The organism is Kribbella sp. ALI-6-A (assembly GCF_001984195.1).
Taxonomy (GTDB): Bacteria; Actinomycetota; Actinomycetes; order Propionibacteriales; family Kribbellaceae; genus Kribbella.
The window spans coordinates 660,705-687,519 of the sequence record NZ_MTQN01000011.1 but is presented as its reverse complement, the minus strand read 5'-3'; the positions used below and the strand labels follow the sequence as shown (position 1 = coordinate 687,519).

At 70.4% G+C, this 26,815-nt stretch carries 23 protein-coding genes; 17 read left to right on the top strand and 6 right to left on the bottom strand.

Annotation, left to right across the window (positions count from 1 at the left end; all coding sequences use genetic code 11):
• Positions 1–99: 99 nt before the first annotated feature.
• From priA to BWI15_RS23705, 9 genes are all read left to right on the top strand, one after another.
• Positions 100–870 (top strand): bifunctional 1-(5-phosphoribosyl)-5-((5-phosphoribosylamino)methylideneamino)imidazole-4-carboxamide isomerase/phosphoribosylanthranilate isomerase PriA, encoded by a 771-nt coding sequence (gene priA / locus BWI15_RS23745; RefSeq protein ID WP_077016663.1) that lies wholly within the window; start codon positions 100–102, stop codon positions 868–870.
• Positions 867–3,170 carry an HAD-IB family hydrolase gene (locus BWI15_RS23740; protein ID WP_077016662.1) on the top strand — a complete coding sequence of 768 codons (2,304 nt, stop codon included), beginning with the start codon at positions 867–869 and terminating at the stop codon, positions 3,168–3,170. The genes priA and BWI15_RS23740 overlap by 4 nt, the downstream gene beginning before the upstream one ends.
• A complete protein-coding gene (locus tag BWI15_RS23735) occupies positions 3,167–4,366 on the top strand; it encodes a zinc-dependent alcohol dehydrogenase (RefSeq protein WP_077016661.1) in 1,200 nt (399 codons plus the stop codon). The genes BWI15_RS23740 and BWI15_RS23735 overlap by 4 nt, the downstream gene beginning before the upstream one ends.
• A gap of 75 nt (positions 4,367–4,441) precedes the next feature.
• Positions 4,442–5,995, top strand: coding sequence for a lactate racemase domain-containing protein (locus BWI15_RS23730; RefSeq protein WP_237771428.1), 1,554 nt, complete (start codon positions 4,442–4,444; stop codon positions 5,993–5,995).
• The gene (locus BWI15_RS23725; protein WP_077016659.1) at positions 5,995–6,927 is read left to right on the top strand and encodes a lysophospholipid acyltransferase family protein; all 933 of its coding nucleotides are present in this window, start codon (positions 5,995–5,997) and stop codon (positions 6,925–6,927) included. The genes BWI15_RS23730 and BWI15_RS23725 overlap by 1 nt, the downstream gene beginning before the upstream one ends.
• A 197-nt stretch (positions 6,928–7,124) precedes the next feature.
• Positions 7,125–7,886, top strand: coding sequence for an imidazole glycerol phosphate synthase subunit HisF (gene hisF, locus BWI15_RS23720; protein ID WP_077016658.1), 762 nt, complete (start codon positions 7,125–7,127; stop codon positions 7,884–7,886).
• Positions 7,887–7,891: 5 nt separating this feature from the next.
• The gene (locus BWI15_RS23715) at positions 7,892–8,416 is read left to right on the top strand and encodes a MarR family winged helix-turn-helix transcriptional regulator (protein ID WP_237771427.1); all 525 of its coding nucleotides are present in this window, start codon (positions 7,892–7,894) and stop codon (positions 8,414–8,416) included.
• A gap of 95 nt (positions 8,417–8,511) precedes the next feature.
• Positions 8,512–9,024, top strand: a complete 513-nt coding sequence (locus tag BWI15_RS23710; RefSeq protein WP_083750961.1) for a MarR family winged helix-turn-helix transcriptional regulator — start codon at positions 8,512–8,514, stop codon at positions 9,022–9,024.
• Entirely contained in the window at positions 9,021–10,598 is a 1,578-nt protein-coding gene (locus BWI15_RS23705) for an MFS transporter (RefSeq protein WP_077016656.1), read from the top strand. The genes BWI15_RS23710 and BWI15_RS23705 overlap by 4 nt, the downstream gene beginning before the upstream one ends.
• Before the next feature lie 36 nt (positions 10,599–10,634).
• Here the strand turns inward: BWI15_RS23705 and BWI15_RS23700 are convergent, their stop codons facing one another.
• Both BWI15_RS23700 and BWI15_RS23695 read right to left on the bottom strand, forming a co-directional pair.
• Positions 10,635–11,915, bottom strand: coding sequence for an MFS transporter (locus BWI15_RS23700; protein WP_077016655.1), 1,281 nt, complete (start codon positions 11,913–11,915; stop codon positions 10,635–10,637).
• Between the two features lie 19 nt (positions 11,916–11,934).
• Positions 11,935–12,525, bottom strand: a complete 591-nt coding sequence (locus tag BWI15_RS23695) for an ArsR family transcriptional regulator (RefSeq protein ID WP_077016654.1) — start codon at positions 12,523–12,525, stop codon at positions 11,935–11,937.
• A 65-nt stretch (positions 12,526–12,590) separates the two neighbouring features.
• Between BWI15_RS23695 and BWI15_RS23690 the strand changes: the two genes are divergently transcribed.
• Both BWI15_RS23690 and BWI15_RS23685 read left to right on the top strand, forming a co-directional pair.
• Positions 12,591–13,124 carry an RNA polymerase sigma factor gene (locus tag BWI15_RS23690; protein WP_077016653.1) on the top strand — a complete coding sequence of 178 codons (534 nt, stop codon included), beginning with the start codon at positions 12,591–12,593 and terminating at the stop codon, positions 13,122–13,124.
• Positions 13,117–13,716, top strand: a complete 600-nt coding sequence (locus BWI15_RS23685; RefSeq protein ID WP_077016652.1) for a hypothetical protein — start codon at positions 13,117–13,119, stop codon at positions 13,714–13,716. Before BWI15_RS23690 ends, BWI15_RS23685 begins: the two co-directional genes overlap by 8 nt.
• 141 nt (positions 13,717–13,857) lie before the next feature.
• On the opposite strand, the gene BWI15_RS23680 is transcribed toward BWI15_RS23685, so the two are convergent.
• Both BWI15_RS23680 and dacB read right to left on the bottom strand, forming a co-directional pair.
• Positions 13,858–14,859: a GNAT family N-acetyltransferase gene (locus BWI15_RS23680; RefSeq protein ID WP_077016651.1), complete on the bottom strand. Its 1,002-nt coding sequence runs from the start codon at positions 14,857–14,859 to the stop codon at positions 13,858–13,860.
• A gap of 61 nt (positions 14,860–14,920) precedes the next feature.
• The gene (dacB, locus tag BWI15_RS23675) at positions 14,921–16,492 is read right to left on the bottom strand and encodes a D-alanyl-D-alanine carboxypeptidase/D-alanyl-D-alanine endopeptidase (protein WP_077016650.1); all 1,572 of its coding nucleotides are present in this window, start codon (positions 16,490–16,492) and stop codon (positions 14,921–14,923) included.
• Between the two features lie 246 nt (positions 16,493–16,738).
• Here dacB and BWI15_RS23670 point away from each other — a divergent pair, with 246 nt between their 5' ends.
• From BWI15_RS23670 to BWI15_RS23655, 4 genes are all read left to right on the top strand, one after another.
• Positions 16,739–18,070 carry a family 43 glycosylhydrolase gene (locus BWI15_RS23670; RefSeq protein WP_077016649.1) on the top strand — a complete coding sequence of 444 codons (1,332 nt, stop codon included), beginning with the start codon at positions 16,739–16,741 and terminating at the stop codon, positions 18,068–18,070.
• Between the two features lie 131 nt (positions 18,071–18,201).
• Positions 18,202–20,352: an alkaline phosphatase family protein gene (locus BWI15_RS23665; RefSeq protein WP_237771426.1), complete on the top strand. Its 2,151-nt coding sequence runs from the start codon at positions 18,202–18,204 to the stop codon at positions 20,350–20,352.
• Positions 20,353–20,356: 4 nt separating this feature from the next.
• Positions 20,357–21,130, top strand: coding sequence for an MBL fold metallo-hydrolase (locus BWI15_RS23660; protein ID WP_077016648.1), 774 nt, complete (start codon positions 20,357–20,359; stop codon positions 21,128–21,130).
• Positions 21,127–21,750, top strand: a complete 624-nt coding sequence (locus BWI15_RS23655) for a DedA family protein (RefSeq protein WP_077016647.1) — start codon at positions 21,127–21,129, stop codon at positions 21,748–21,750. The genes BWI15_RS23660 and BWI15_RS23655 overlap by 4 nt, the downstream gene beginning before the upstream one ends.
• Positions 21,751–21,763: 13 nt before the next feature.
• Here the strand turns inward: BWI15_RS23655 and BWI15_RS23650 are convergent, their stop codons facing one another.
• The gene (locus BWI15_RS23650) at positions 21,764–22,405 is read right to left on the bottom strand and encodes a TIGR03085 family metal-binding protein (RefSeq protein ID WP_077017230.1); all 642 of its coding nucleotides are present in this window, start codon (positions 22,403–22,405) and stop codon (positions 21,764–21,766) included.
• 117 nt (positions 22,406–22,522) lie between these two features.
• Between BWI15_RS23650 and BWI15_RS23645 the strand changes: the two genes are divergently transcribed.
• Both BWI15_RS23645 and BWI15_RS23640 read left to right on the top strand, forming a co-directional pair.
• Positions 22,523–24,376 (top strand): ABC transporter ATP-binding protein, encoded by a 1,854-nt coding sequence (locus BWI15_RS23645; protein WP_077016646.1) that lies wholly within the window; start codon positions 22,523–22,525, stop codon positions 24,374–24,376.
• Positions 24,373–26,169 (top strand): ABC transporter ATP-binding protein, encoded by a 1,797-nt coding sequence (locus tag BWI15_RS23640; protein WP_077016645.1) that lies wholly within the window; start codon positions 24,373–24,375, stop codon positions 26,167–26,169. The genes BWI15_RS23645 and BWI15_RS23640 overlap by 4 nt, the downstream gene beginning before the upstream one ends.
• A 187-nt stretch (positions 26,170–26,356) precedes the next feature.
• Here BWI15_RS23640 and BWI15_RS23635 read toward each other — a convergent pair whose 3' ends face one another.
• The gene (locus BWI15_RS23635) at positions 26,357–26,677 is read right to left on the bottom strand and encodes a Fe-S cluster assembly protein HesB (RefSeq protein WP_077016644.1); all 321 of its coding nucleotides are present in this window, start codon (positions 26,675–26,677) and stop codon (positions 26,357–26,359) included.
• Positions 26,678–26,815: the final 138 nt, after the last annotated feature.

Below are 26,815 nucleotides of genomic sequence, written 5' to 3'. Positions count from 1 at the left end.
CACAACCCGCACTGGTATCGCTGAGACAGATCGGATCCCAACGACTCAAGCGGGCAGTGGGTTACGAAACCGGAACCCTGGGCATCTAGGGTGTGGGCCATGTCTGCGTTGGATTCTTTCCCCACCCCACCGCCCCGGTCGAACCTGGTGCTGCTGCCTGCCGTCGACGTGGCGGACGGGCAGGCGGTGCGGCTGGTGCAGGGAGAGGCCGGCAGCGAGACCTCGTACGGCGACCCGCTGGCCGCCGCGATGGCGTGGCAGGAGGCCGGCGCCGACTGGATCCACCTGGTCGACCTGGACGCGGCGTTCGGCCGCGGCAGCAACCGCGAGCTGCTCGCCGACGTGACCGGCAAGCTCGACGTCCAGGTGGAGCTGTCCGGCGGGATCCGCGACGACGAGTCCCTGGAAGCCGCCCTGGCCACCGGTGCGCGTCGCGTGAACATCGGTACCGCCGCGCTGGAGAACCCGGAGTGGTGCGACCGGATCATCCAGACCTACGGCGACCGGGTCGCGATCGGCCTGGACGTCCGCGGCCGGACGCTGGCCGCGCGGGGCTGGACCAAGGAAGGCGGCGACCTCTACGAGGTGCTCGAACGCCTCGAACAGGCCGGCTGTGAGCGGTACGTCGTCACCGACGTGACCAAGGACGGCATGCTGCAGGGCCCGAACCTGGACCTGTACCGCGACCTGTGCGCGCGCACCGACAAGCCGATCGTCGCGTCCGGCGGTGTCTCCAGCCTGGACGACCTGCGCGCGCTGAGCACGCTGGTCAGCGACGGCGTCGAGGGCGTCATCGTCGGCAAGGCCCTGTACGCCGGCGCGTTCACCCTGACCGAGGCACTCGAATTCACCCGTGGAGGCGACAAGTGAGGCTTGCCGACAAGCTGGACGGCAAGAAGGTCCTGGTCACCGGTGTGACCGGGTTCGTCGGTGAGGCACTGCTGCACCGCATCATCGGTGACCTGCCGGGCACCACGGTGGTCGCGATCATCCGGCCGAAGGGCTCGCTCAAGGGCACCGACCGGATGGCCCAGCTGCTGAAGAAGGACATCTTCAAGCCGTTCTACGGCGAAGGCACCCCGTACGCCGACGCCGAGGCGCTGTCCGCGGCCCGGGTCGAGGTCGTCGAGGGCGACCTGGCCGACGTCCCGGAGCTGCCGACCGATCTCGACATCGTCGTGCACTGCGCCGGCGACGTCAGCTTCGACCCGCCGATCCACGAGGCGTTCACCACCAACGTGCTCGGCACCAAGAGCCTGCTGGAGCGGATCGACGAGAGCCGCCAGGGCACGGACCGCCGGATCCACTACGTGCACATCTCCACGGCGTACACCGCGGGCCGTCGCCGGGGCGCGATCCCCGAGGCACCGGTCGACCACAGCGTCGACTGGCGCACCGAGGCCGAGGCCGGCATGGCGATGAAGGCCCGGATCGAGGGCATGTCGCGCTCGGCCCCGATGCTGGCCAAGTTCCGCAAGGACTCCGAGAAGCTGCACCGCCGGGCCGGTCACCTGACCGCGGCCGCCGACACCGAGCGCCGCCGGACCGAGTGGGTCGCCAAGAAGCTGATCGAGACCGGCACCGAGCGTGCCCGCAGCCTCGGCTGGACTGACTGCTACACCTTCACCAAGGCGCTCGGCGAGCGCGTGGTCGAGGAGTTCGCCAGCAAGCTGCCGACGTCGATCGTCCGGCCGGCCATCATCGAGTCCGCGGTGCAGAGCCCGCACCCGGGCTGGATCGAGGGCTTCAAGATGGCCGAGCCGCTGATCCTGGCCTACGGCCGCGGTGAGCTGCCGGAGTTCCCGGCCAGCCCGGACTCGGTGGTCGAGATCATCCCCGTCGACCACGTCGTCGGCGCGATCTGCGCGGTGATGGCGACCGAGCCCGAGCTGTCGAAGCCGGAGTACTACCACGTCAGCTCCGGTGCCCGGAACCCGCTGACCTTCGAGCAGCTGTACGCCGGCGTGCGCGCGTACTTCTCCAAGCACCCGTTCGACCTGGGCGAGCGCGGCGCGGTCCGGCTGCCGGTGTGGAAGTTCCCCGGCGGCGACTCGGTCGAGAACCTGCTGCGTCACGGCGAACGCGCGCACAAGATCGCCGACACGATCATCACCCACATCCCGCGCGGCGAGCGGACCCGCAAGTACGCCCGCGAGCTGGACGTGCAGAAGCGCCGGCTCGACTTCCTGCGCCGCTACATGGACCTGTACGCCGAGTACGCGCAGGCCGAGCTGCAGTTCATCGACGACAACGTGCTCGCACTGCACAACGCCCTCGAGGGTGAGGACCGGGACACGTTCTGGTGCGACACCTCGATCGTGGACTGGCAGCACTACCTGCAGGAAGTGCACTGCCCGAGCGTCACCGACTCGCTGCGCCGGCTGGACGTCGTCCGGAAGAAGCGCAACAAGGCGCTGGCCGAGTCGGCCGGCACGCTGAAGAAGGTCACGCCGTCGGACGACGCCGAGGTGATCGCCGCGTTCGACATGGACGGCACGCTGTTGTCGTCGAACGTAATCGAGACCTACCTGTGGATGCGGCTGCCCGAGCTGGACAGTCACCAGCGGGCCGGCGAGATCGGCGCGATGCTGCGCAAGCTGCCGAAGCTGATCTCGGCCGAGCGCAAGGACCGCGGCACGTTCCTGCGCACGATCTACCGCCGCTACGAGGGCGCCGATCTGGAGGAGCTGAACCAGATCGTCGACGAGGTCCTGGCCGGGCACGTGCTCGAGCGGCTCAGTGGCGCCGCCGTCCGGCGGATCCGCGAGCACCGCGCCGCCGGGCACAAGACGATCCTCATCACCGGCGCGATCCGGCCCCTGACCCGGCCGCTCGAGCCGCTGTTCGACGAGATCGTCGCGGCCGAGCTGGCCGTCGACGACCGGGGCCGCTGCACCGGCTACCTGACCGGCCCGCCGCTGGTCGGCGAGTCCCGCGCGGCCTGGATCAAGCACCGGGCCCGCGGCACGAACATCGACCTGTCGAAGTCCTACGCCTACGCCGACAGCCACTCGGACCTGCCGATGCTGACCACCGTCGGCAACCCGGTCGCGGTCTCGCCGGACGTCTCGCTGTTCCGGGCCGCCCGGGCCGCGCGCTGGCAGATCGTCGACTGGAAGACCCCGTCCACCTCGTCGCGTCTGGAGATCCCCGGGGTGAACGCCCGATGATGCTCGCACTGGAGATGTACCGCTCGCCGGCCAAGTTCCTGGCCGCCAAGGCGGTCGGCAGCCGGATCCCCGGCATCCTGACCGGACCGGCAGCGCCGCTGCGCCTGGTCACGATCAACGAGCCGAAGGCCGACCGGGACGGCTGGGCGCGGATCCGGCCGATCCTGTCCGGGATCTGCGGCTCCGACCTCGGCATGGTCACCGGGCACACCAAGCTGTACTTCTCGGCGCTGGTCTCGATGCCGTTCGTCCCGGGACACGAGATCGTCGGCGAGCTGCTCGACGACTGCGAGGACCTGCCGAAGGGCACCCGGGTGGTCATGGACTCCGTCCTGACCTGCGCCGCCCGCGGCGTGGAGCCGTGCGAGAGCTGCGCCACCGGTCACACCAACCGCTGTGACCGGATCACCGTCGGTCACGTCTCGCCCGGACTGCAGACCGGCTTCTGCTCCGACACCGGTGGCGGCTGGGGCAACGTCATGGTCGCCCACCGCAGCCAGCTGTACGCCGTACCGGACGGCCTGTCCGACGAGCGGGCCGTGCTGACCGAGCCGTTGTCGGGCGCGGTGCACACCGCGCTGCGGGCGAAGGTCGAGCCGGGGCAGTCGGTGCTGGTCAGCGGGGCCGGCGCGGTCGGGCTGTTCGCGACGCTCGCGTTGCGTGAGCTGACCCAGGCCGGCCGGATCACCGTCGTCGCCAAGCACCCCAAGCAGCGCGAGCTGGCCCGGGCGTTCGGCGCGAGCGACGTGGTCGCGCCCGACGAGGTCTTCCGTGGGGTCCGCCGGGCCACCGGCGCGTTCCGGCTGCAGCCGGAGCTGAACGCCAAGGAGTTCCTGCTCGGCGGCGTGGACATCGCCGTGGACGCGGTCGGCAGCAAGGACTCGATCGACACCGTGCTGCGGGTCACCAAGGCCGGGGGCCGGGTCGTGCTGGCCGGGATGCCGTCCACGGGCGCGGACCTGTCGCCGGTGTGGTTCCGTGAGCTGGACGTCACCGGGACCTACGCGTCGTCGCGGGAGGAGCCGAACGGCCGGCCCGCCTTCGAGACCGCGCTCGAGATCGCCGCGAAGGCTCCGCTGGACGGAGTGGTCGGGGCGCGTTACCCGCTCTACCGGTGGCGTGAGGCGCTGGACCACGCGCAGTCCGCCGGCCGCCTGGGCACCGTGAAGGTGGCTTTCGACGTGAGGGCCTCATGATCGCCGCAGTGGACGCAGTGTTGAACGTACGACGAGAGAGGTTCTGACATGGCTCGGCCAGGGTTTGTGCTTGAGGTGGACGACCGGACGCCGCCGCTGCTCGTGCACAACGGCGAGGGCTTCCTGCTGGAGCGGTTCCCGCTCGGCACGCGGGTGGTGTACCCGCCGGAGGCGCTGCCGCCGGTCCGGGACGTGGAGGAGGCGATCCAGAACGCGCTGCTGCACCCGCTGGAGTCCGAGCCGCTGCCGGAGCTGCTGCGGCCGGGGATGCGGCTGACCATCGCCTTCGACGACATCTCGCTGCCGCTGCCGCCGATGAAGAAGCCCGACATCCGCCAGCGCATCATCGAGGCCGTGCTGACGATGGCCGCCGACGCCGGCGTCGACGACGTCGAGCTGATCTCGGCCAACGCGCTGCACCGCCGGCTGACCCCGAACGAGCTGCGCGAGATCGTCGGCGAGCGGGTCTTCCGGTCGTTCTTCCCCGACGGCAAGCTGTACAACTTCGACGCCGAGGACACCGAGAACCTGACCCACCTGGGCCAGACCCGGCACGGCGAGGACGTCGAGATCTCCAAGCGGGCGGCCGAGTCCGACCTGCTGGTCTACGTGAACGTGAACCTGGTGGCGATGGACGGCGGCCACAAGTCGACGTCGATCGGGCTGGCGTCGTACAAGTCGCTGAAGCACCACCACAACAGCCACACGATGATCCACTCGCGGTCGTTCATGGACCACAAGGCCTCGAAGATGCACCACTCGGCCTGGCGGATGGGCGAGATCCTGACCCAGCACGTCAAGGTCTTCCAGATCGAGACCACGCTGAACAACGACATCTTCGGCGGTCCGCTGGAGTTCCTGCAGAAGCGCGAGTGGGAGTGGTCGATCAAGGACCAGGCCGCGATGCTCGGCGCCAAGCGCGGGCTCGCGCTGGCCCCGGCCAAGGCCCGGCGCAAGATCTTCCAGGACGTCCGGTCGAACTACGGGCTGACCGGGATCCACGCCGGCTCGATCGAGCCGGTGCACGAGAAGACGATCGAGAACGTGCACAAGCAGCACCTGGTCGAGGTGCAGGGGCAGTCCGACGTCGCGATCATGGGCGTGCCGTTCGTCGGCCCGTACAACGTGAACTCGGTGATGAACCCGATCCTGGCCGCCTGCATGGGGCTGGGCTACTACTTCAACTCCTACCGGGGCAACCCGGTCGTCCGCAAGGACGGCGCGGTGATCCTGTACCACCCGGTGGACTACGAGTTCAGCCAGCTGCACCACCCGTCGTACGTGGACTTCTTCGAGGAGGTGCTGTCGGAGTCGACCGACCCGGCCACCATCGAGGCGAAGTTCGAGAAGCAGTACGCCGAGGACCCGTGGTACATCCACCTGTACCGGACGTCGTACGCCTATCACGGCGTGCACCCGTTCTACATGTGGTACTGGATCTCGCACGCCCTGGACCACTGCGGCGACATCGTCTGGGTCGGCGCGAACCGCAAGACCGTCGAGCGGATGGGCTTCCGGTCCGCCTCGACGCTGCAGGACGCGCTGGAGATGGTCAGCCACTCGGTCGGCCGGTCGCCGTCGATCACCTACCTGCACAACCCGCCGCACCTGCTCGCGGACGTTCGCTGATGGGGGCCAACCTGGTGAAGTTCGGCCGGGACACCGCGCGCGACGTCAAGCAGGTCGCGCGCGGCTGGCGGTGGGGCCGCCGGACCCAGGTCCCGCGCTCGGCCGAGCCGTACGTGATCCCCAAGGAGACCTCGGTCTTCCCGACCAAGTGGGCCCGCAAGCCCGCCGCGATCGCGATCCGCGAGGTGCTGCAGAAGGGCGCGCTCAACTCGGTCCTGCGGTTCGAGGTGAACCCGCAGGTCAGCGGCCTGGACTCGCTGGTCAAGCTGGACGGCCCGGCGCTGATCGTGGCCAACCACTCCTCGCACCTGGACACGCCCCTGGTGCTGTGCACGCTGCCGGACGCGATGCGCCGCAAGACCGCGGTGGCCGCGGCGGCCGACTACTTCTTCGACACCTGGTGGCGGGCGACCGCGTCGGCGATCGTGTTCAACACGTTCCCGATCGAGCGCCGCGGCGGCAAGCTCAGCTCGACGCCCGGCGACCTGCTCGCCGACGGGTGGAACGTGGTCGTCTTTCCCGAGGGCACCCGCTCGCCCGACGGCTGGATGGAGCGCTTCCGGATGGGCGCGGCGTACCTGGCCGTCGAGCACGGCGTCCCGGTGATCCCGGTCGGCATCAAGGGCTCGTTCGCCGCGATGCCACGCGGCCGCGGCTGGCCGGTCCCCGGCCGCCCGACGGTCGCCGTCCGCTACGGCGACCCGCTCCGCCCCGCCGAGGGGGAGAGCCCCCGCGACTTCGCTCCCCGGATCGCGGCCGCCGTCTCCGCCCTGCTCGACGAGGAATCCAGCAACTGGTACGAGGCCCGCCGCCGCGTCGCCGCCGGCACCTCCCCGTCCCAGTCCGGCCCCGACGCCGCCCGCTGGCGCCGGGTCTGGGAAGCCACCACCCCGATCCAGCCCGAGGCCGGCAAGCGCCGCGCCTGGAAGTAGGACCTGCACCACCGACCAACCGAGCGCGGAACACCTGCTGACAGGTGTTCCGCGCTCGTCGTCTGCCGGGCCGAGCGCCTTGGTCGGTGGTGGAGGTCGTGACTTCGCGTGAGCTCTTGTGCCGGGCGGCGTGGTTGTTCCGGCCTTCGCCGGGTCAGTTGCGGTCTGGACTGGACGCGCTCGCTAGCCTTGTCCCCGTGAGCCTCGCCGTGCGTGTGATTCCCTGCCTGGACGTTGATGCCGGGCGGGTGGTCAAGGGTGTCAACTTCGTCAACCTGCGCGACGCCGGTGACCCGGTCGAGATGGCCAAGCTGTACGACGCCGAAGGTGCCGACGAGCTGACCTTTCTCGACATCACCGCGTCGTCGGGCTCCCGCGAGACGACGTACGACGTGGTCGGGCGGACCGCCGAGCAGGTGTTCATCCCGCTCACCGTCGGAGGTGGCGTCCGGGAGGCCGCGGACGTCGACCGGCTGCTGCGGGCCGGCGCGGACAAGGTCGGCATCAACACCGGCGCGATCCACCGGCCCGCTGTGATCCAGGAGATCGCGCATCGGTTCGGCAACCAGGTGCTCGTGCTGTCGCTCGACGTCCGGCGGTCCGCGGACCAGCCGAGCGGATTCGAGGTGACCACGCACGGCGGCCGCAAGTCGGCCGGGCTGGACGCGATCGAGTGGGCCCGCAAGGGCGCCGAGCTCGGCGCGGGGGAGATCCTGCTGAACTCGATGGATGCCGACGGCACCAAACAGGGTTTCGACCTGGAGCTGATCCGGGCGGTCCGCGCGGTGGTCGACGTACCGCTGATCGCGAGTGGCGGAGCGGGAGCACCCGAGCACTTCCCGCCCGCGGTCGAGGCGGGTGCGGACGCGTTGCTGGCGGCGAGCGTGTTCCACTTCGGCGACCTGCGGATCGCCGACGTCAAGAAGGCGCTGCGCGACGCCGGCGTCGTGGTCCGGTGAACGACATGGCGGCTGCCCAGACGCCCGAGTCCTCGACCGAACTGCCGCCCGGCGCCGGACCGACCGCCGGGCGTTCCACCGGACGTCCGCCCGGTCTGATCGCCGATGTCGAGCAGGAGCTGTCGATCCTGCTCCGGCGCGCCCGGTCCGCGCAGATGCTGCTGGCCCGCCGGGTGCACCCGGAGATGGACGCCGCCGGTTACGCGCTGATCTCCCAGATCGACCTCGGTACGGCGTCCGGCGGGGCCGGCGTCCGCGCCTCCGATGTCGCTCAGGCCCTCGGCCTGGACAAGTCGACGGTTAGCCGGGGTCTGAGCCAGCTGGAGTCGCTCGGCCTGATCGAACGCGTCGGCGACCCGGACGACGGCCGGGCGCGGCTGCTCCGGATGACCACGGCGGGCGCCGAGCGGTACGACGCGATGCGCGCCCAGCGCCAGGCTGAGTTCCGCGCCATCCTGGACCGCTGGGACAGCGCCGACCTGACCGACCTGGCCCGCCTGCTCGGCCGCCTGAACGCCGACCTCAGCTGATCTCTCCGGCCTCGGCTGATCACCCTGGGTAATCGCCACAGCTCTTCTCGATCATATGGTTGCAGAAACCAACCATCCGAATATATAGTTGGGTTATGCAACTAGCCCAGCAACCCTCTGTCCCGGGGGTGGAACGGGACACGCCGGCCCAGGAAGTGCTCGAGGGAGTCAGCTCCCTGATCCGGGCCGTGCGCTGTATCGAGCACCGCAATCTGTGGCCCGACTCCGGCCTGCGCCGGGCCGACGCCGGCGTGCTGAAGGTCCTGGCCAAGGACGGCGAGCAGCGGGGTGGGGAGATCGCCACGAAGCTGGGGGTCGACGCGTCCGTCGTGAGCCGCCAGCTGACCGCGCTCGAAGCCGACGGTCTGGTGAGCCGTCGGCCCGATCCGGCCGACGCGCGGGTGTCGCTGGTCGCGCTGTCCCCGGCCGGCCGCTCGCGGCTCGAGGCCCTGTACGCGAGCTACACCCAGCGATTGCGCACCGCTCTGGCCGATTGGGACGACGACGACCTGGCAGCCGCCGCCGAGACCCTGCGAACGATCGCCGGAGCCGTCACCGAGGCTGCCGCATCCGTGAGGCGTCCCACCACTGCGACTGGAGAACGATGACTGTCACCGAGACCCGGCCCGCCCTTGCCGCGCCGGAACTCACCCACCGCGAGATCCTCGAGATCCTGGTCGGGCTGCTCGCCGCGCTGTTCACGGCGATGCTCAGCTCGACGATCGTCAGCAACGCCCTGCCGACGATCATCGCCGACCTGCAGGGCAGCCAGACGCAGTACACCTGGGTCCTGACCGCGAGCCTGCTGGCGACCACCGTCTCCACCCCGATCTGGGGCAAGCTGTCCGACCTGATGAGCAAGAAGCTGCTCGTGCAGCTGGCCATCTCGCTGTTCGTGGTCGGCTCCGCCCTGGCCGGTATGGCGCACAACGTGCCGTTCCTGATCGGCGCGCGGGTGCTCCAGGGACTGGCGATGGGTGGTCTGATGGCGCTCGCGCAGGCGATCATCGGCGCGGCGATCCCGCCCCGCAACCGCGGCCGGTACTCCGGCTACATGGGTGCGGTGATGGCGGTCGCGACCGTCAGTGGACCGCTGATCGGTGGTGTCATCGTCGACACCAGTTGGCTGGGTTGGCGCTGGTGCTTCTACGTTTGTGTCCCGCTCGCCGTGGTCAGCTTGGTCGTGCTGCAGAAGTACCTGCACCTGCCGCTGACCAAGCGCCGGGTGCGGATGGACTACCTCGGCGCGGTGCTGATCAGCGCGGCCGCCAGCCTGCCGCTGATCTGGGTCACCTTCGCCGGTCACGACTTCGGCTGGATCTCGTGGCAGTCCGCGCTGTTCGTCGGCGGCACGGTGCTGTTCGGCATCCTCGCGGTGGTCGTGGAGAGCCGGGCCGCCGAGCCGCTGGTGCCGCTGAAGGTCGTCCGGGAGCGGACCACCGCGCTGGCGATCGTGGCCAGCCTCGCGGTCGGCGTCGCGATGTTCGGCAGCGCGCTGTTCCTCGGCCAGTACTTCCAGATCGCCCGCGGCTACAGCCCGACCGAGGCCGGTCTGCTGACGATCCCGATGATGCTCGGCTCGTTTTTCGGGTCGGTGGGTTCCGGTCAGCTGATCACCCGGTTCGGCAAGTGGAAGCGGTTCCTGATCGGCGGTGGGGTGCTGCTGGTGATCGGCCTGGTCGTGCTCGGCACGATCGACCACACCACGCCGTACTGGTACGTCGGCCTGGGCATGCTGTCGATGGGCATCGGCATGGGCATGATGATGCAGAACCTGGTGCTCGCCGTGCAGAACACCGTCGACGTCAGCCAGATCGGTGCGTCCAGCGCGACGGTCGCGTTCTTCCGCAGCCTCGGTGGCGCGGTCGGGGTCTCGGTCCTCGGCGCGGTGCTCGCGGCGCGGGTCAAGGATCTGCTGATCGAGGGAGTGCTGCGCGGCCCGGGTGGAGCGGCCGCGGCCGGCAAGCTCCAGGACGGCGGCGGCACCAGTCTGCTCGACGTCAACCACCTGCCCCCGCAGTTGGCCGAACTCGTTCGTCAGTCGTACGGCGACGCGACCGGGCGGATCTTCCTGATCGCCGCGGCGTGCGCGCTGGTGAGTTTGGTGGCGGTCTGCTTCATCAAGGAGGTCCCGCTGCGGCGGACCGTCGCGAAGCTCGACGAGCCGATCGACCTGGACTGACCCCAGGACGCCGAACGTCGGTGACGCCTCCGGGTGTCACCGACGTTCGCTGCTGACGAGAACCCCTTCGGGTGGCTGCAGATTGTCCAGCGACTTGGTGCTGATGATGGGGGAGCGCAGCAGCCAAAGCACCGAGAAGGCACCTCCGACGGCCGAGACGACGAGCGTTTCGCGGACTCCGATCCACGTCCCGAGCAGACCGCCGATGACCGCGCCGAGCGGCCGTACGCCGTAGTTGATGCTGCTGAACGCACCGACCACTCGGCTGCGCATGTGGTCGTGCATCACCGCGGCCTGCAACGAGTTGAGCGGGACGTCGAAGCACATCACCGCGAAGGAGCCGACGAACTCGGCGGCCGCGAGGGCAGTCGCGCGAGCCCACAGCGGGCCGTCCGCCAGCGCCAGGATGCCGATCGAGAACGGAAAAACCACGGCGCCGAGGGCGATCAATCGACCGGCGCCCAGCCAACGCGCCAGCGGCGCCGCGGCGATCGCGCCCAGCAGCCCACCGGTCGCGCCGATGCCGAACGCCAGACCGATCACTCCCGCCGACAGGCCGAGGTTCCGGCTGGCGAAGAGCACGAGCAGCGCCATCCCGATCATGTTGAAGAAGTTCACCGTCGTCGCGCAGGCCAGGCTGCTGCGCAGGTACGGATGCCGCATCAGGTAGCCCATGCCGTCGCGCGCCCGACGCCACAGCGTCTCGGTCGTCTCGTCGGCGGCGCCCGGCTCGACCTTCAGCCGCGAGACCTGCAGGGCGGAGAACAGGAACGAGAAGGCGTCCACGACGATCGCCACCGGCGCGGTCAGCCACTGCACCAGGGCGCCGCCGACCGCCGGGCCGGCCATGAACGAGAACGACCGGGTCGCCGACAGCTTGCTGTTCGCCTCCAGGAACTGTTCCCGCGGTACGACCCGGACGAAAAACGCCGCGTTGGCGGTGCTGAACACAACGTGCGCCGTACCGGCCAGGATCGCGATCGCGTAGAGCTGTCCCAGCGTCAGCACGTCCAGCCAGTACGCCGCCGGCAGCGACAGCAGCACGACGGTCCGGGTCAGGTCGGCCGCGATCATCAGCGGCCGCTTGTCGCGGTGCTGGTCGACCCACGTACCGATGAAGAGGGAGAACAGGTTGGGTAACCAGACGGCGGCGGTCAGCAGTCCGGTCTCGAAGGCGTTGGCGTCGAGCAACGTGACGGCGATCAATGGCAGTGCGAGCTCGCTGATCCGATCGCCGAACTCCGAGACGGCCTGCGCCGACCACAGGGTCCGGAACTGCCGGTCCCGCAGCAGACTGGTGGCGGACAGGGTCTTCATCGGCGGCCTCACTTCGGTCTCAGGAGTCGGTTGCTTCAGGCAACAGCATGCGGAGGTGCCGGACCGGCCGGGCGTCGGCCGGGGCGTCGCCCGACCCACGCTGCACGTACGGCGCGAGCAGGTCCTGGATCGCGTTCTCCAGTTGGTCGAGCTCGTCGCGGGTGACGTGCAGCAGCGTGTTCGACGAGCCGCCCGCGCGGCTCCACTCGGGATCGAGCGCCGGCTCGGTCTCGGCCAGCCAGTGCTGGGCGGCTTCCAGTGCCTGGTTCATCACCTCGGCGCGCAGCAGCCGGCCGGCCTCGGCGCCTTCCGGCGTCTCCGGCATGTCGAACCGGAATCCGCGCGCGACGGCCTGCCACCAGCGCTGCCGCCGGTCCGCGGTGCCTTCCGGCGGCGGCCCGTCGGTGACAAGGCCGAACCCCGCCAAGTGCCGCAGATGCCAACTGGTCACCGAGGGGGAGGCGCCGACGTGCTCGGACAGTTGGGTCGCGGTAGCCGGCCCGTTCCGCTGCAGATAGCTCAACGCGGCCAGCCGGACCGGATGGGCCAGCGCGCGCATCGCCTGCGGGTCGGTGACCTCGAAATCGCCGTACGGATTTCTGAGAGACATGTTTCGAGAGTAATCTCTCACATCTCGCTGATGCAATGGTTCGAGAAAAGATGGAACCTGGTCCGATGCCGGCGCGTGTTAGCGGTGTGAGGCACAGCGAAACCGATCCGAACGCGGAGGTCGCGGCGCTCTACGCCCGGACCTGGCCGCGGCTGATCGGCGTGCTCGTGTCGATCGGCGGGTCCCGGGCCGATGCCGAGGAGGTCGCGCAGGACGCGTACGTGAAGCTGCTCGGCCGCTGGGACAGCATCCGCCGGTACGACGACCCGGAGGCCTGGGTGCGGGCGGTCGCCGTACGGACGTTGATCAGCCGGCTGCGGCGGCAGCAGGTCGCGGCGAAGGCGTCGGCCAAGTTGTTCGGCCGCGCGGAGCAGGCTCGGGAGCCGGACGGCGACGCGCTCGACGTCGCCGCGGCGCTGGCCCGGATTGCACCGGCTCAGCGCGCGGTGGTGGTGCTGCACCACGTGATGGATCTGCCGGTCGACCAGATCGCCGACGAACTGCAAGTACCGCCGGGCACCGTGAAGTCCCGGCTGGCCAGAGCCCGGCAGGCGCTGGCCCCGCTGCTCGCCGTACAGGAGGAGGTGCCCCGTGGCTGAGCTGAGGACCGAGCTGCTGGTCGAGTACGTCGACGAGCAGACCCCCGAGCAGGCCCCGCCTTTCGCCGGCGTCGAGCACGGAGCCCGCCGGCGCCGGCGGCAACGCAACCTGCTGGCCGTCGCGGCTGTGGTGGCAGTCGCGACGGTCGCCACGATCACCACGCAGGACGTCCAGCGTGGAGCCGAGCCGTCCGCCCCGATCAGTACGCCGACCCTCGGCGTGCTGGACGACGGGCCGCCGCCGGCCCAGTTCAAGTTCGGTACCACTCTGATGCTGCTGCAGAAGGAGATCCCGGTGACGGCTGTGCGGCCGGTACCGGGCGCTCCTTCGGTCCTGGCGGTCGAGGCCGCCCGGGCCGGTCAGGCCGGCGAGGGGTGCTACCCGCACACCATGGTCCGCATCCTCGACCAGGACGCGACCACGGTCCGGATCGCGGCGTACCGCTACGTGGTGGCGCCGGACGAGCCGGACGGCGGAGAGTGCCTCAAGCCCCAGACCGGACCGGTCAAGGTCGAACTCGACCTGCGCACCGCCATCGGCAGCCGCCGCATCCTGGCCGGCTCCACCGGCCAGCGCGTGGTACTGAACTGACACCTCGCCGGGGCGGACCGCGACCGCCCCGGCGAGGTCGTCGCCCCTGGTTTCCGGTGTGCCTGTGGACGACTCTGCTCGATCCCGGCCCTGCGCTTGTCAACTCAACAAGGAAAGAGCAGGCGGGCGGCGGCGGCGAGGTCAGTCGGCCAGCGGGATGCTCTTCTCCCAGATGGCCGTGATCACCGTCGGCCGCATGCCGACGCCCAGGTAGAGCCCGACCGCGGGCGTCGGGTTCGAGCTGTCGACGTGCAGCATCGTTCCGGTCAGCCCGGCCGCCGCGTCCCGCGCGAACTGGTCCCGCAGCAGGAACTTCGCCAACCCCCGCCCTCGCGCCTGGGGCAGGACGCCGAGCCGGCCGATGTAGTTGCAGTTGTCGCTGCTCAGGAATGTGTCGCTGCACTCGCGTACGCCGACCGGCTCGCCGTCCAGCTCGGCGACCGCCAGCTGCGACCAGTCGAACGTCGACCGCGACTCCCGCGACGCGACCCAGTCGTCGTACGGGCGAGGAGCCGAGCCGGGCTGCGTGTCGAACGCCCCGGCGATCACTGCGTGCGCGGCCCGCTTCGTCGCCTCGTCGAAGGCGCCGACGCGCAGCGTCACCCCGGCCGGCGGCTCGGGTAGTTCAATCCCCGAGTCACGCTCGGGTGTGGGGCGTGCGGCCGCGGGTCGTGACGCGGTCGGGTGTTCGATGCGCATCAGTTGGATCGACGTGGTCACGGTGAAGCCATGGGCGGTCGCCAGTCGCGCGGCCGTCTCGTCCTGCTGGAGTTGCCCGAAATGCAGTCGTACGTCGGGCAACCCGTCGGCGCGGGCGCGGTCGATCGCGCCCTCGGTGGCGGTGTCGAACAACCAGGCCGCGATCGCCGGATCTGCCGCGAACACATCGACGTCGACCTGCCGCCGATCGGCGATCCGCACCGCGGTCGCACTGCCGACGAGCTTGTCGCCGTCGTGCACCAGCCAACTGCCGGTGGCCAGATCCATCGCCGGATCGCGCAGGTAGTCGGCCACGTTCTCCGGGCTGTGCTGCGGGAACCCGAGCAGCGCCGACGTGTACGCGCCCATCTGCGCCGCGATTTCCTCCGCGTCGGCGAGCTCGGCGGATCGAACGGTGAGCCCTGCGGGCAGCGCGGCGGTCATCCCCACATCGTGGAGACGACGCACCGCGCTGTCCATCGCAATTTCGTCGACTCGAACTGCCTCAGCAGGCCTTCACCCATTCCCCGCACGCCTCGTCCGCCGATGCCGTGCGCTTGGCGTTCGGGGCGATCGCGGCAGGCGGCGCTGCGTCGGACCAGGACGCGAGAGTGACCGCGACCGCGTCCTCGACCGAGCGCGGGCTGGTGAGGTAGTTGTTGCTGATCATCGAGAAGACCAGCTTGCGCCCATCCTTCGTGGACACGTACCCCGACAGGGCGGTGACGCCGGTGAGGGAGCCGGTCTTCGCGTGCACGTTGTTGGCCGCCGGAGTGCCGGCCATGCGGCTGCGTAGCGTTCCGCCGATGGCCCGGTCGGGGTTACCGGCGATCGGCAGCGCGGCGTACCACTGCGCGAACCACGGCTCCTTCTGAGCCGCGATCAGCAGATCGGTGACGCTCTGGGCGGTCACGTTGACCTTGCGGGACAGCCCGGAGCCGTCCGAGAGCCGGATCTTGCTGGTGTCGACGCCGACGCTGCGCGCGTAGTCGGTGACCACGCCGAGTCCGCTCGACCAGCTGCCGTCGGCCTTGGCGACCGCGCCCATCGCCTTGACCAGCGTCTCGGCGTGCATGTTGTTGGACAGCTTCATGAACGGGCTCATCAGCTCGCCGACCGTCATCGACTCGTCCCGCGCCAGCCGGCGCGCGGAGGCAACCGGCGTCGCGGCGACCTTGATCCGCCCGTCGACCCGGACGCCCTGCGCGGCGAGCGCCCGGCGGAACACGTCGGCGGCGTACACCTCCGGCTCCCAGACCGTCACCCACTCGGTGCCGACACTGCTGCCGGCGGGGACCGAACCAGTGACCCGTACGACGTTGGTGCCGTGGTCACGCTCGATGTTGAGGGTGTTGGCCGACCCGGCCGCGCCGGTGGTCGCCGTGCTGACCAGCTTGATCACACTGGTCGCCGGGACCAGCTTCAGGCTCACCGGTGCCCCGACCGTGCTGCCCGGGCGGCTCTCGACGATCGCCGTACCGGAGTCGTAGTCGGTGTTCGGCGCGAGCGTCAGCGCGGAGATCTGGGCGCTGTAGTAGAACGGCTCGTCGTCCCAGGCCCAGCTGTCGCCGAGGCGGACGTGGTCGAAGTAGGTGTCGTCGGCGACCAGGTCACCGTCGATCCGCCGTACGCCGGCCTGCGCGACCTGCTTGGCCAGCGCGACGTAGTCGGACTCGAGGGCGGTCGGGTCGCCGTACCCCTTGAGGTAGAGGTTGCCGTGCAGCTGACCGCCCCGGACCGGCGCCGTGGCCAGTACGTCGGTGTGGAAGCGGTAGTCCGGCCCGAGCGTGTCCATCGCGGCCGTGGACGAGAACAGCTTCGTGTTCGAGGCCGGCAGCAGGCGGGTGCCGCCGGCGCGGTCGTACAGCGTCTCGCCGGTGGTCGCGTCGCGCACCACCAGCCCGACCTGCGATCCCTGGAAGCGCGCGTCGGCCAGCAACGTGTCGAGCTGCTGCTGCAGCCCGGTCGGCGCGGCGGCGGGGGATCCGGCGGTCTGACCGACCAGCCCCGCGGTTGCCGCGAGCGCCGCGGCGACCGCGACGACTCCCCGTGGTGACACCTTTGGTAAGAACTTCACGAGAACTCCAACCCCTCTGGCGGAAAACAACTAAACGGAGTCAACACCCCCGGAGCCCCGGGGTCCAGCGATCGGCGAAGCGGACGTGCAGCACTGTCCAACTCCCGCGACACGCCGCCGCAGGCCAGCTCCGTACGGCGTGTCGCGCGGTTGGTCGGTGCTGCACGTCCGGGCCGGCCTCTACTCATCCAGGTGAATCGATGGAAAAGTGGGCTCCACAGGTACCGCCCCACCTGAGGAGTTCTGATGCGCAGACGAATTCTGGCCGCGCTGGTCGCCCTGACCGCGCTCGCCACCACCAGCCCCGCCCCGGCCGCCGTCGCCGCCGAGCAAACGGCCACCGCCGAGCAGAGAGTCACCGCCGCGGTCTTCCCCCGACCGGTGATCAACGAGGACTTCCCCGACCCGGACGTGATCCAGGTGAACGGCACCTGGTACGCCTACTCCACCAACAACGGCCGCGGCCACGTCCCGACCGCCTCCGCTCCCAGCCCCGACGGCCCCTGGACGATCCGCGGCGACGCGATGCCCGGCGGTCCGTCCGCCGGCTGGGCCCAGTCCGGCCGGACCTGGGCGCCCGACGTCCACCCCAACCCGGACGGCAGCTTCACCCTCACCTACACCGCCTGGCACAAGGCCTCCGGCCGCCAATGCATCGGCGTCGCGACCGCGAACTCACCGCTCGGCCCGTTCAACCCCGTCGGCAGCCAGCCGCTGATCTGCCCGCTCAATCTCGGCGGCGCGATCGACGCGAACACGTTCGTCGCCAACGACGGCACCCGCTACCTGCTCTGGAAGAACGACGGCAACGCGATCGGCGTCAACTCCACCCTCTGGCTCACCCGTACGACGAACAACGGCACTGCCCTCACCGGCGGCAACACCGCGCTGATCTCCTCCGGCGGCGTGATCGAGGCGCCCGACCTGGTCCAGCGCGGCAGCCAGTACGTGCTGTTCTACTCCGGCGGCAGCTACACCGGCTGCGAGTACCTCACGTCGTACGCCGTCGCGCCCAGCCTCTCCGGCCCCTGGACGACGGCCTATCGCCCGCTGATGACGACGGCGACGTTCGACAACCACGTCTGCGGCCCGGGCGGCGCGGACTTCACCAACGACAAGGTCTTCCTGCACGGCTGGGTGAACGGCTCCCGCCACCTGTACGTCGCCGACCTCGGCTGGGCCAACGACTACCCGGTGGTCCGCGGCAGCCGGGTCCGGACCGAGGCCGAGCGCGGCACGCTCAACAACTGCCGGGTCCGTAGCGGCGCGGCCGGAGCCTCGGGCGGCGCGGTCGCGGCGTACATCGACTTCGCGGACTCGTGGGTGCAAAACACGATCTACGCGCCGCGAGCCGGCAGCTACACGCTGTGGGTCGGCTATGCGAACGGTTCCGGCAGCACCGCCAGCCACGGTGTGGTTGTCAACGGCAACAGCCAGGGCTCGGTCAGCTACCCGGTCACCGGCTGGGACAACTGGCGGCAGGCCTCGGTCGGCGTGACGCTGAACGCCGGCTGGAACACCATCCGGCTGACCAAGGGCAACGCCTACGCGGAGGTCGACTACTTCGAGCTGCAGTGAGGGTTCACCCGCGCCGGGCTCAGGGTTCTCCCCGGAAGGACCCGTCCGTTGCGTGGCGCGGTGGTCCGGCTGTCGGTCCGGCCTCGTAGTCTCGTTCCAGTAGTGAACTACTCGAACGGGGAGTCCGAAGGTTGGCCAAACCACCTGAACAGATCTCCGGCGACCGGCGCCGGCGTCCGATCTGGCTCGACGTACGCCGGACCACCCGAGGTCTGCAGGCGTTGCTGCTCGGCGGTCTGGCCTCGCTGGTCTCCCTGGTCATCACCTTCTGGACCCTGCCGCAGATCAGCAGCGACGGCACCCTCCCGGTCCTGCGGCTGGTGCTGCTGCTGGCTGTGATCGGGCTGCTGGTGCGGTGGCTGCTCGCCGGGCTGGCGATCCTGATCGGCTCGCTCGGTGTCCTGGTCGGCGGTCTGCTCTCGCAGTTCGGCGTGGTCTATCTCGGCGTCACCCTCGACCCCGGCGTCAACCTGCACGGCGGGGTCGAGGCGCCGGTCCTGGTCTCGATCGTGATGTCCTCGGTCAGCGCGTTCGTCGGCTGGATCGCGTACGCCGGCAGCGACGACGCGTACGTCGCCGAGGTGATGCGCGGGGTGCGCCGCAAGGCCCGCCGGATCCAGCCCGCGCCGAAGACCGGCCTGCTGATCATCCAGATCGACGGGCTGTCCGAGCCGCTGCTGAACTGGATGGTGATGTCGGGCAACCTGCCGCATCTGGGCGGCTGGATCCGCGACGGCAGCCATTCGATGCTCGGCTGGCACACCGGCGTCCCGGCGACCACCCCGGCCAGCCAGGCGGGCATCCTGCACGGCGGCTCCGGGCAGATCCCCGCGTTCCGGTGGTACGAGAAGGAGACCGGCCGGGTGATGGTGACCAACCGGTCCCGCGACGCCGCCGAGATCGAGGCCCGGATGTCGACCGGTCGCGGCCTGCTGGCCGACGGCGGAGTGAGCATCAGCAACAACTGGTCCGGCGACGCGCCGAACTCGGTGCTCGTCTTCAGTCGCGCCGCGCTGCCGCCGACCCGCAGCCGCGGCTACGTCCGGTTCTTCACCAGCCCGCAGGGTGCCGCCCGCGGACTGGTGCTGTGCGTCGGCGAGATGATCAAGGAGCTGCACCAGGCCCGGCGGCAGCGCCGGCGCAAGCTGGTCCCGCGGGTCAACCGCGGCGGCGCCTACATCTTCCTGCGGGCGATCTCCAACGTGCTGCTGCGCGACCTGAACGTCTCGCTGATCACCGACGAACTGGTCAAGGGCACCCCGGTGATCTACTGCGACTTCGTCGACTACGACGAGGTCGCGCACCACGCCGGCCCGACCCGGCCCGAGTCGCTGCAGACGCTGGAAGGCCTCGACCGGGTGCTCGGCGCGCTGCAGCGGATCATCGACACGCTGCCGCACTCGTACGAGATCGTCGTGCTGTCCGACCACGGCCAGAGCCAGGGATCGACCTTCCTGCAGCGCTACGGCCGGACCCTGACGCAGGTGGTCGACGACCTGGTCGACACCACCAAGGAGCCGGTCGCGGCGACCGGCCGGTCCGAGGGCTGGGGACCGGTGAACGCGTTCCTGACCGAGCTGAGCCTGCGCCGCAGCGTCGCCGGGACGGTGACTCGCAAGGCGCTGCACGGCCACGCGCCACGGGGTGAGGTCGAGCTCGGCCCGCGCGACTGCGAGCCGCCGGTCGCGGCCGACGAGCAGATGGTCGTCACGGCCTCCGGCAACCTCGCCCTGATCTACCTGGCGACCACCCCGGGCCGGGTCCCGCTGGAGGAGATCGAGCTGCTGCACCCGCGGCTGGTGCCCGGTCTGGCGACGCATCCGGGCATCGGTTTCGTCGTGATCGACTCGCTCGCCGAGGGGCCGGTGGCAATCGGCCGGGCCGGGGTGCACGTGCTGCGGACCGGGCGGATCGAGGGGGAGGATCCGCTCGCGCCGTACGGGCCGATGGCCGCGGCGTCGATGCTGCGGCAGGCCGAGATGCCGCACAACGGCGACCTCGTGGTGGTCAGCCGGCTCGACGAGTACACCCACGAGGTGGCCGCGTTCGAGGAGCTGGTCGGCTGCCACGGCGGTATCGGCGGCTGGCAGACCGACGCGGTGCTGGTGCACCCGCGCCGCTGGGTCGTCAACGAGCCTCCCGTAGGCTCCGACGCGGTCCACGAGCTGCTGATCGGCTGGCTCGACCAGCTCGGTCAGCGCAGGCGGCCGGAGGTGGAGACGGTGGACCTGGTCGACGCGGGCGAGCGGGTCGGCCCGAAGGACGCGAGTGTGGAGGCCTGACGCGGTGCGGATCACCTGGTGGGGGCACGCCACCACCACCATCGAGAACCAGGGCACCCGGCTGCTCACCGATCCCGTACTGACGTCCCGGATCGCACACCTGCGCCGTCGCCGCGGCCCGCTGCCGCTGGCCGATGCCGGGAGCTGCGACGCGGTGCTGATCTCGCATCTGCATGCCGACCACCTGCACCTGACGTCGCTGCCGCTGGTCTCGCCGGACGCCGCGCTGATCGTGCCGCGCGGAGCGGCGCGGCTGATCCACGCCGACGCCGGCAAGGCCTTCTCGGACCGCTGCATCGAGGTTGCCCCCGGCAACCAGATGCGGATCGGCGGCTTGGACATCACCGCGGTCACCGCCGACCACGACGGCCGCCGGCTGCCCTGGTCGTCGTACAGCGCGCCCGCGCTCGGTTACCGGGTGGAGTCCAGCAGCTCACCGAGCGTCTGGTTCGCCGGCGACACCGACCTGTACGACGGCCTGGCGGCGGAGGTCGGCCCGGTCGACCTGGCGCTGGTCCCGGTCGGCGGCTGGGGTCCGTCGCTCGGAGTCGGACACCTCGACCCGGTCCGCGCCGCCGAGGCGGTTCGGCGGGTCGGGGCGCGGTACGCCGTACCGGTGCATTTCGGGACGTTCTGGCCGATCGGCTGCGAGTGGCTGAAGCCTGAGCTGTTCCTGCCGCCGGGGGACCGGTTCAAGGCGGCGATGGCCGCGATCGACGAGCGCGTGACGGTGGAGGTCCTGGAGCCCGGGCAGTCGACGGAGGTGGTGCTGCCGTGAGCGGTGACGCCCACTTCGACATCTGGTACCTCGTCGTGCTCGCCGGGGCGGTGCTGCTCGGCGCGGTGCTGCCGGTGCTGCCGACCGGCGCCGCGGTGTCGGCCGGGGCGGTGCTCGCCTCGCACAACAACAACCCGGTCTTCGGCTTGCTCGGCGTACTGATCGCTGGGGCTGGTGGCGCCTATCTCGGCGACCTGATCGTGTACGCCGGCTGCCGCGCGGGCGGGGAGCGGCTGGCCAAGCGGATCGGCTGGCTGCGCGACAACGCGTCGCTGGAGGCATTGAAGGAGCGACTGGCCGAGCACGAGATCACCGTGCTGCTGACATCCCGGCTGATCCCGGGCGGACGGGTGCCGGTGCTGCTGGCCGCGGGGCTCGCGGGCTACCCGTGGCACCGGTTCGCGGTGGTCGACCTGACCGCGTCCTCGCTGTGGGCGGCGGTCTACATGGCGATCGGCCTGCTCGGGTACGCGCTGTTCGACGAGCCGTGGCAGGGCGTGCTGGCCGCGATCGTGCTGGTGCTGCTGACGACGGTTGTCAGCAGCCTGGTTCAGCGGCATCGCCGGAAGAAGACCGGCGGGGCAGAAGCAGCCGGCGAGCCGGAGCCTCACGCCGGCTGAGCCCGACCACAGGTCAGACGCCGAACGACTTGCTCTGCAGTTGCGCGGTGATCTCTGGGTCCCCGTCAAGGTCGACCTGCGCGACGGACTGCCGGCCGAAGCAGAACAGCACGAGCTCCACCGGCTCGCCGGTCACCGTGACCGAACCGGCCGCCGTCGGCTTCTTCGCGACCGCCTCCCGCCCGTCCGGCAGCCGCAGCACGATCCCGCTCGGCGCCGATCGGACCATCGACCGCGCGGCCAGCTTGAGCTGCTTCCACAGACCTTCCTGCTGCGCGGCCGGCAGCGCCCGGACCTGGAAGTCGGGGACCGCCCGCCGGACGTCCTCGTGGTGCACCAGGTACTCGGTCGTGTTCAGCTGGTGGCCGATCACCGGCAGGTTGTAGATCGAGACCGTCGGCGGCCCGGAACGGACCTTCCCGACGAGCTCGGTGAAGCTGTACCGGCTCTTGACCGCGGCCATCCGCCGCTCGGTGGTGTCCGCCAGCGCGGGAATCATGATGCCCGGCCCAGCGATCGGGTCGGACTCCCGGACGTACAGGTGGGCGGCCAGGTCGTGGGTCGTCCACCCCTCGCACAGCGTGGGCTGGTCAGGCCCGACCTGGTCGAACAGATCACACAGAGCTAGTCGTTCCACCCGGCTGTAGTCGGTCACAACCCGATCGTAGTTGTCGGTTCCCAATGGCAGAATGTCATTCGTTGTCAGTCTCACTGGCTGCCTTGACACCTGACAACGCCGTACACCTGACACTGCCGTCGCGAAGGGTCTCCTGTGCCGTTGCCGAAAGTCCCCAGCAAGGGGAGCGTGACCCGGCGCGGGTTCGCGGTCCTGCGCGTCGCGATCTACGAGGAGCCGTGGGTGTTCGCGCTCTCGGTCGCGGCGAGCATGCTGTACGGCGCGATGACGGTCGCCGACGGCTGGGCGCTCGGCTGGGCCACCGACCACGTGATCCGCCCGGCGCTGGAGCGCGGCGACACCACCTTCGGAGCGATCGCGGCGCTGGTCTCACTGTTCCTCGGCATCGCCGTACTGCGGGCGATCGGTGTGGTCGGGCGGCGGATCGGGGCCGGCGTGATGCAGTTCCGGCTGCAGGCGACGTACCGGCGCCGGGTCACCCGGCAGTACCTGAAGCTGCCACTGGAGTGGCACCACCGGCACCCGACCGGCCAGCTGCTGTCCAACGCGAACGCCGACGTCGAGTCGATCTGGTTCGTGATCGCCCCGCTGCCGATGGCGATCGGCGTGATCGCGATGCTCGCCTTCGCCACCGCGGCGATGTTCGCCGCCGACTTCTGGCTGGCGCTGGTCGGGTGCCTGGTCTTCCCGCTGGTCTTCGTCGCGAACGTGATCTTCCAGCGCACGCTGCAGCCGCTCGCCACCCGCGCCCAGGAGTTGCGTGCTGACGTGTCCGAGGTGGCGCACGAGTCGTTCGACGGCGCGCTGGTGGTCAAGACGATGGGCCGCGAGGCGGCCGAGACCGAGCGCTTCACCGCGCCGACGATGGCGCTGCGCGACGCGAACATCGCGGTCAACAAGGCCCGCGGCGCCTTCGACCCGGTGATCGAGGGGCTGCCGCGGATCGGCGTCCTGCTCGTGCTGCTGGTCGGCGTCGGGCGGGTGCGCTCCGGCGCGGCGGACGCCGGCGACGTGGTCCAGGTCGCGTTCCTGTTCACGCTGATCGGCTTCCCGATCCGCGCGCTCGGCTGGGTGCTCGGCGAGCTGCCCCGCTCGGTCGTCGGCTGGGACCGTGTCCAGCGCGTGCTCACCGCCGAGGGCGGGATGGAGTACGGCGACCAGAAGCTCACCTCGATCCACGCCGCGCGGCTGGACGTCGAGGACCTGCACTTCGGCTACCTGCCCGAGCGCGACGTGCTGACCGGCGTCGACTTCACCGTCCGCCCCGGCCGCACGGTCGCCGTGGTCGGCCCGACCGGCGCCGGCAAGTCGACGCTGACAACGATGCTGACCCGGCTGGTCGACCCCGAGCAGGGCGCGGTCCGGATCGACGGTGTCGACGTCCGCGATCTGGCCCGCGACGAGCTGGCCGGCTCGGTCGCGCTGGTCGCGCAGACCGCGTTCCTGTTCGACGACACGATCCGCGGCAACATCACGCTCGGCGGCGACTACGCCGACGACGACATCTGGGACGCGCTGCGGATCGCGCAGGGCGACGGTTTCATCCGGTCGCTGCCCGAGGGGCTCGACACCAAGGTCGGCGAGCGCGGTACGACGCTGTCCGGCGGCCAGCGGCAGCGGATCGCGCTGGCCCGGGCGCTGGTCCGGCGCCCGCGGCTGCTGATCCTGGACGACGCGACCAGCGCGGTCGACCCGCAGGTCGAGGCCCGGATCCTGGCCGGCCTGCGCAGCGCCGTACAGGGTGGGCGCTCGGACACCACCGTGCTGGTGATCGCGTACCGGAAGGCGACGATCTCGCTGGCCGACGAGGTGCTGTTCCTGGACGAGGGACGGATCGTGGCCCAGGGCACGCACCTGGAGCTGCAGGAGAAGTCGCCGGAGTACCGCAACCTGGTCGACGCCTACGAGAAGGACGCCGCGCGGCGCGCGGAAGAGGCCGAGCTCGCGGCCGAACTGGACGATCTGGACAGCGAAGGAGCAAGCGCGTGAGTGCCGCCGAGGCCACCCGGCTCGACCACGGGGACAACGCCGGAGGACTCGAGACCCTGCGCCAGGGGATCAAGGTCTCGCCGGAGCTGGCCCGCGGCTGGTGGATCACCGGTCTGCTCGCGCTGACCATGACCGCCGGGCGGATCGTCGTACCGATCGCGGTGCAGCAGACCATCGACAAGGGGCTGTCCGGTCCCGGTGGTCCGGACATGTCGTTCGTGGCGTGGATGTGCGCGGTCTGTGCCGCGGGGATCCTGGTCACCGCGTTCGCGTCGTACCTGACGACCGTGCGGCTCGCGGTGAACTCCGAGAGCGGCCTCGCGACGATGCGGATCAAGGCGTTCCGGCACGTGCACGACCTGCCGGTGCTGACCCAGAGCACCGAGCGCCGCGGCGCGCTGGTCAGCCGGGTCACCTCCGACGTCGACACGGTGTCGCAGTTCCTGCAGTTCGGCGGGTTCATCTTCCTGGTCAGCATCGGGCAGATGCTGCTCGCGACCGTGGTGATGTTCGTCTACTCCTGGCAGCTCGCGCTGGTCGTGCTGATCTGCTTCATCCCGCTGTTCGCCAGCCTGAAGTCGTTGCAGCGGCTGATGTCGTCGGCGTACGGCGTGGTGCGGGCCAAGGTCGGCGAGATGCTGTCCGCGATCGCGGAGCCGGTCGTCGGCGCGCAGGTGGTCCGCGCGTACGCGATCGAGCGGCGGACCCAGCAGCGCATCGACGCCTCGATCGAGGACTACCGCAAGACCGCGACGCGGGCGCAGGCGATCACCGGGATCACGTTCTCGATCGGTGGTCTGGCTGCCGGCCTGGCGAACGCCGGTGTGCTGACGGCCGGCGTACTGCTCGGCGTGGACGGGAAGGCGACGCTGGGGGAGATCCTGGCGTTCATGTTCCTGGTCGCGCTGTTCTCCGACCCGGTGCAGATCGCGACGCAGGTGCTGACCGACGCGCAGAGCGCCTTCGCGGGATGGCGGCGGGTGCTCGGCGTGATCGCGACGCCGGCCGACGTCGTCGACCCCGGCGCGGACGGTGTGACGCAGGCGCGCGGGCCGATCACGGTCGAGTTCGCGGACGTGAACTTCGCCTACCCCGAAGGCGAGTTGGTGCTGCGGGACGTGAACGTCCGGCTGGAGCCGCACCAGCGGGTCGCGGTCGTTGGCGAGACCGGGTCGGGCAAGACGACGTTCGCGAAGCTGCTGACACGGTTGATGGACCCGACGTCCGGAGCTGTGCTGCTGGACGGCGCGGACGCGCGGACGATCGCATTCAGCTCGCTGCGGGAGCGAGTGGTGATGGTGCCGCAGGACGGGTATCTGTTCGACTCGTCGCTGGCGGACAACGTGCGCTTCGGGCGCCCGGAGGTGACGGACGCCGAGCTGCTGGCCGCTTTCGAGTCGCTGGGCCTCACCGACTGGCTGGAGTCGCTGCCCGACGGCCTCAACTCGCCGGTCGGCCAGCGGGGTGAGTCGCTGTCGGCGGGGGAGCGGCAGCTGGTCGCACTGGTCCGGGCGAACATCGCCGACCCGGATCTGCTCGTGCTGGACGAGGCGACCTCGGCCGTCGACCCCGGCACCGAGGTCCGGGTCAACGCGGCGCTCGAACGGCTGATGACCGGCCGTACGTCGGTGACCATCGCCCACCGGCTCTCCACAGCCGAAGCCGCGGATGAGGTCCTCGTCTTCGACGAAGGCCGAGTGGTCGAGCGAGGCCCGCACGCGGAGCTGGTGCGGCTCGGCGGGGTCTACTCGCGGTTGCACTCGAGCTGGATCGCTCAGCGCTCGGCGGGCTGATCGGGGCCGCTAACCCGCGTCGGGCCGTGCGGTCCGGTCCTCACGTCCGTTCAGCAGCGTTGTCGCCGTACTCGATCCCGCTCCCGCCACCTCCGTACACGGCGAAGCGGGCCGGAGTAGGAAAGGGGCTCCGGCCCGCTTCGTCGTTCGGGGCGGGCCTGTTGGTGAGGCAACACGCCCGAGCTGGTTACGGCGTCGGCACGGAACCGTTCTCCCGGCCGGCGCCCGGCTGCGGCACCAACAGGAACTCGACGCCGCCCTTGTCGTCCACCGCGGCGTCCAGGATCTTGTCGTCGAGCGCGTTCGCCGCGTTCTGCTCCAGGAACACCCGCGCGCCGCTCTCCTCGAGCACCTGGTCACCCGGCACCGGAGCCTCGGTCGTCGTCACCGCCAGCGAGGGATCGGTCGGGTTCTCCTGGGAGATCCGCACCCCGGCGCCCTCCGGCGCTCCGTCGACACCCGTGATGCTCTTGATGACCAGAGTCGCGTTCTCGGTCAAGGTCAGCACAACTACTCCTCGTCTCGATGACACGGTGAGCCCGCCCCGTGCCCGATCGGGAATTCATCAAACACGGCCTGCGCGAAACCCGTGGCCTGCCCGGAAAGTCGCATGCGGGATCGGGGGTGGGTGGTGTGGGATCGGGGC

Excerpts from the sequence above, each read along its gene's own strand:
- BWI15_RS23680 (WP_077016651.1), bottom strand. The coding sequence starts at position 14,859 with ATGACCGCCGCGCTGCCCGCAGGGCTCACCGTTCGATCCGCCGAGCTC.
- BWI15_RS23705 (WP_077016656.1), top strand. The coding sequence starts at position 9,021 with ATGACTGTCACCGAGACCCGGCCCGCCCTTGCCGCGCCGGAACTCACC.
- BWI15_RS23735 (WP_077016661.1), top strand. The coding sequence starts at position 3,167 with ATGATGCTCGCACTGGAGATGTACCGCTCGCCGGCCAAGTTCCTGGCC.
- BWI15_RS23700 (WP_077016655.1), bottom strand. The coding sequence starts at position 11,915 with ATGAAGACCCTGTCCGCCACCAGTCTGCTGCGGGACCGGCAGTTCCGG.
- BWI15_RS23690 (WP_077016653.1), top strand. The coding sequence starts at position 12,591 with ATGCCGGCGCGTGTTAGCGGTGTGAGGCACAGCGAAACCGATCCGAAC.
- BWI15_RS23725 (WP_077016659.1), top strand. The coding sequence starts at position 5,995 with ATGGGGGCCAACCTGGTGAAGTTCGGCCGGGACACCGCGCGCGACGTC.
- BWI15_RS23715 (WP_237771427.1), top strand. The coding sequence starts at position 7,892 with ATGGCGGCTGCCCAGACGCCCGAGTCCTCGACCGAACTGCCGCCCGGC.
- BWI15_RS23695 (WP_077016654.1), bottom strand. The coding sequence starts at position 12,525 with ATGTCTCTCAGAAATCCGTACGGCGATTTCGAGGTCACCGACCCGCAG.
- priA (WP_077016663.1), top strand. The coding sequence starts at position 100 with ATGTCTGCGTTGGATTCTTTCCCCACCCCACCGCCCCGGTCGAACCTG.
- BWI15_RS23670 (WP_077016649.1), top strand. The coding sequence starts at position 16,739 with ATGCGCAGACGAATTCTGGCCGCGCTGGTCGCCCTGACCGCGCTCGCC.
- BWI15_RS23710 (WP_083750961.1), top strand. The coding sequence starts at position 8,512 with ATGCAACTAGCCCAGCAACCCTCTGTCCCGGGGGTGGAACGGGACACG.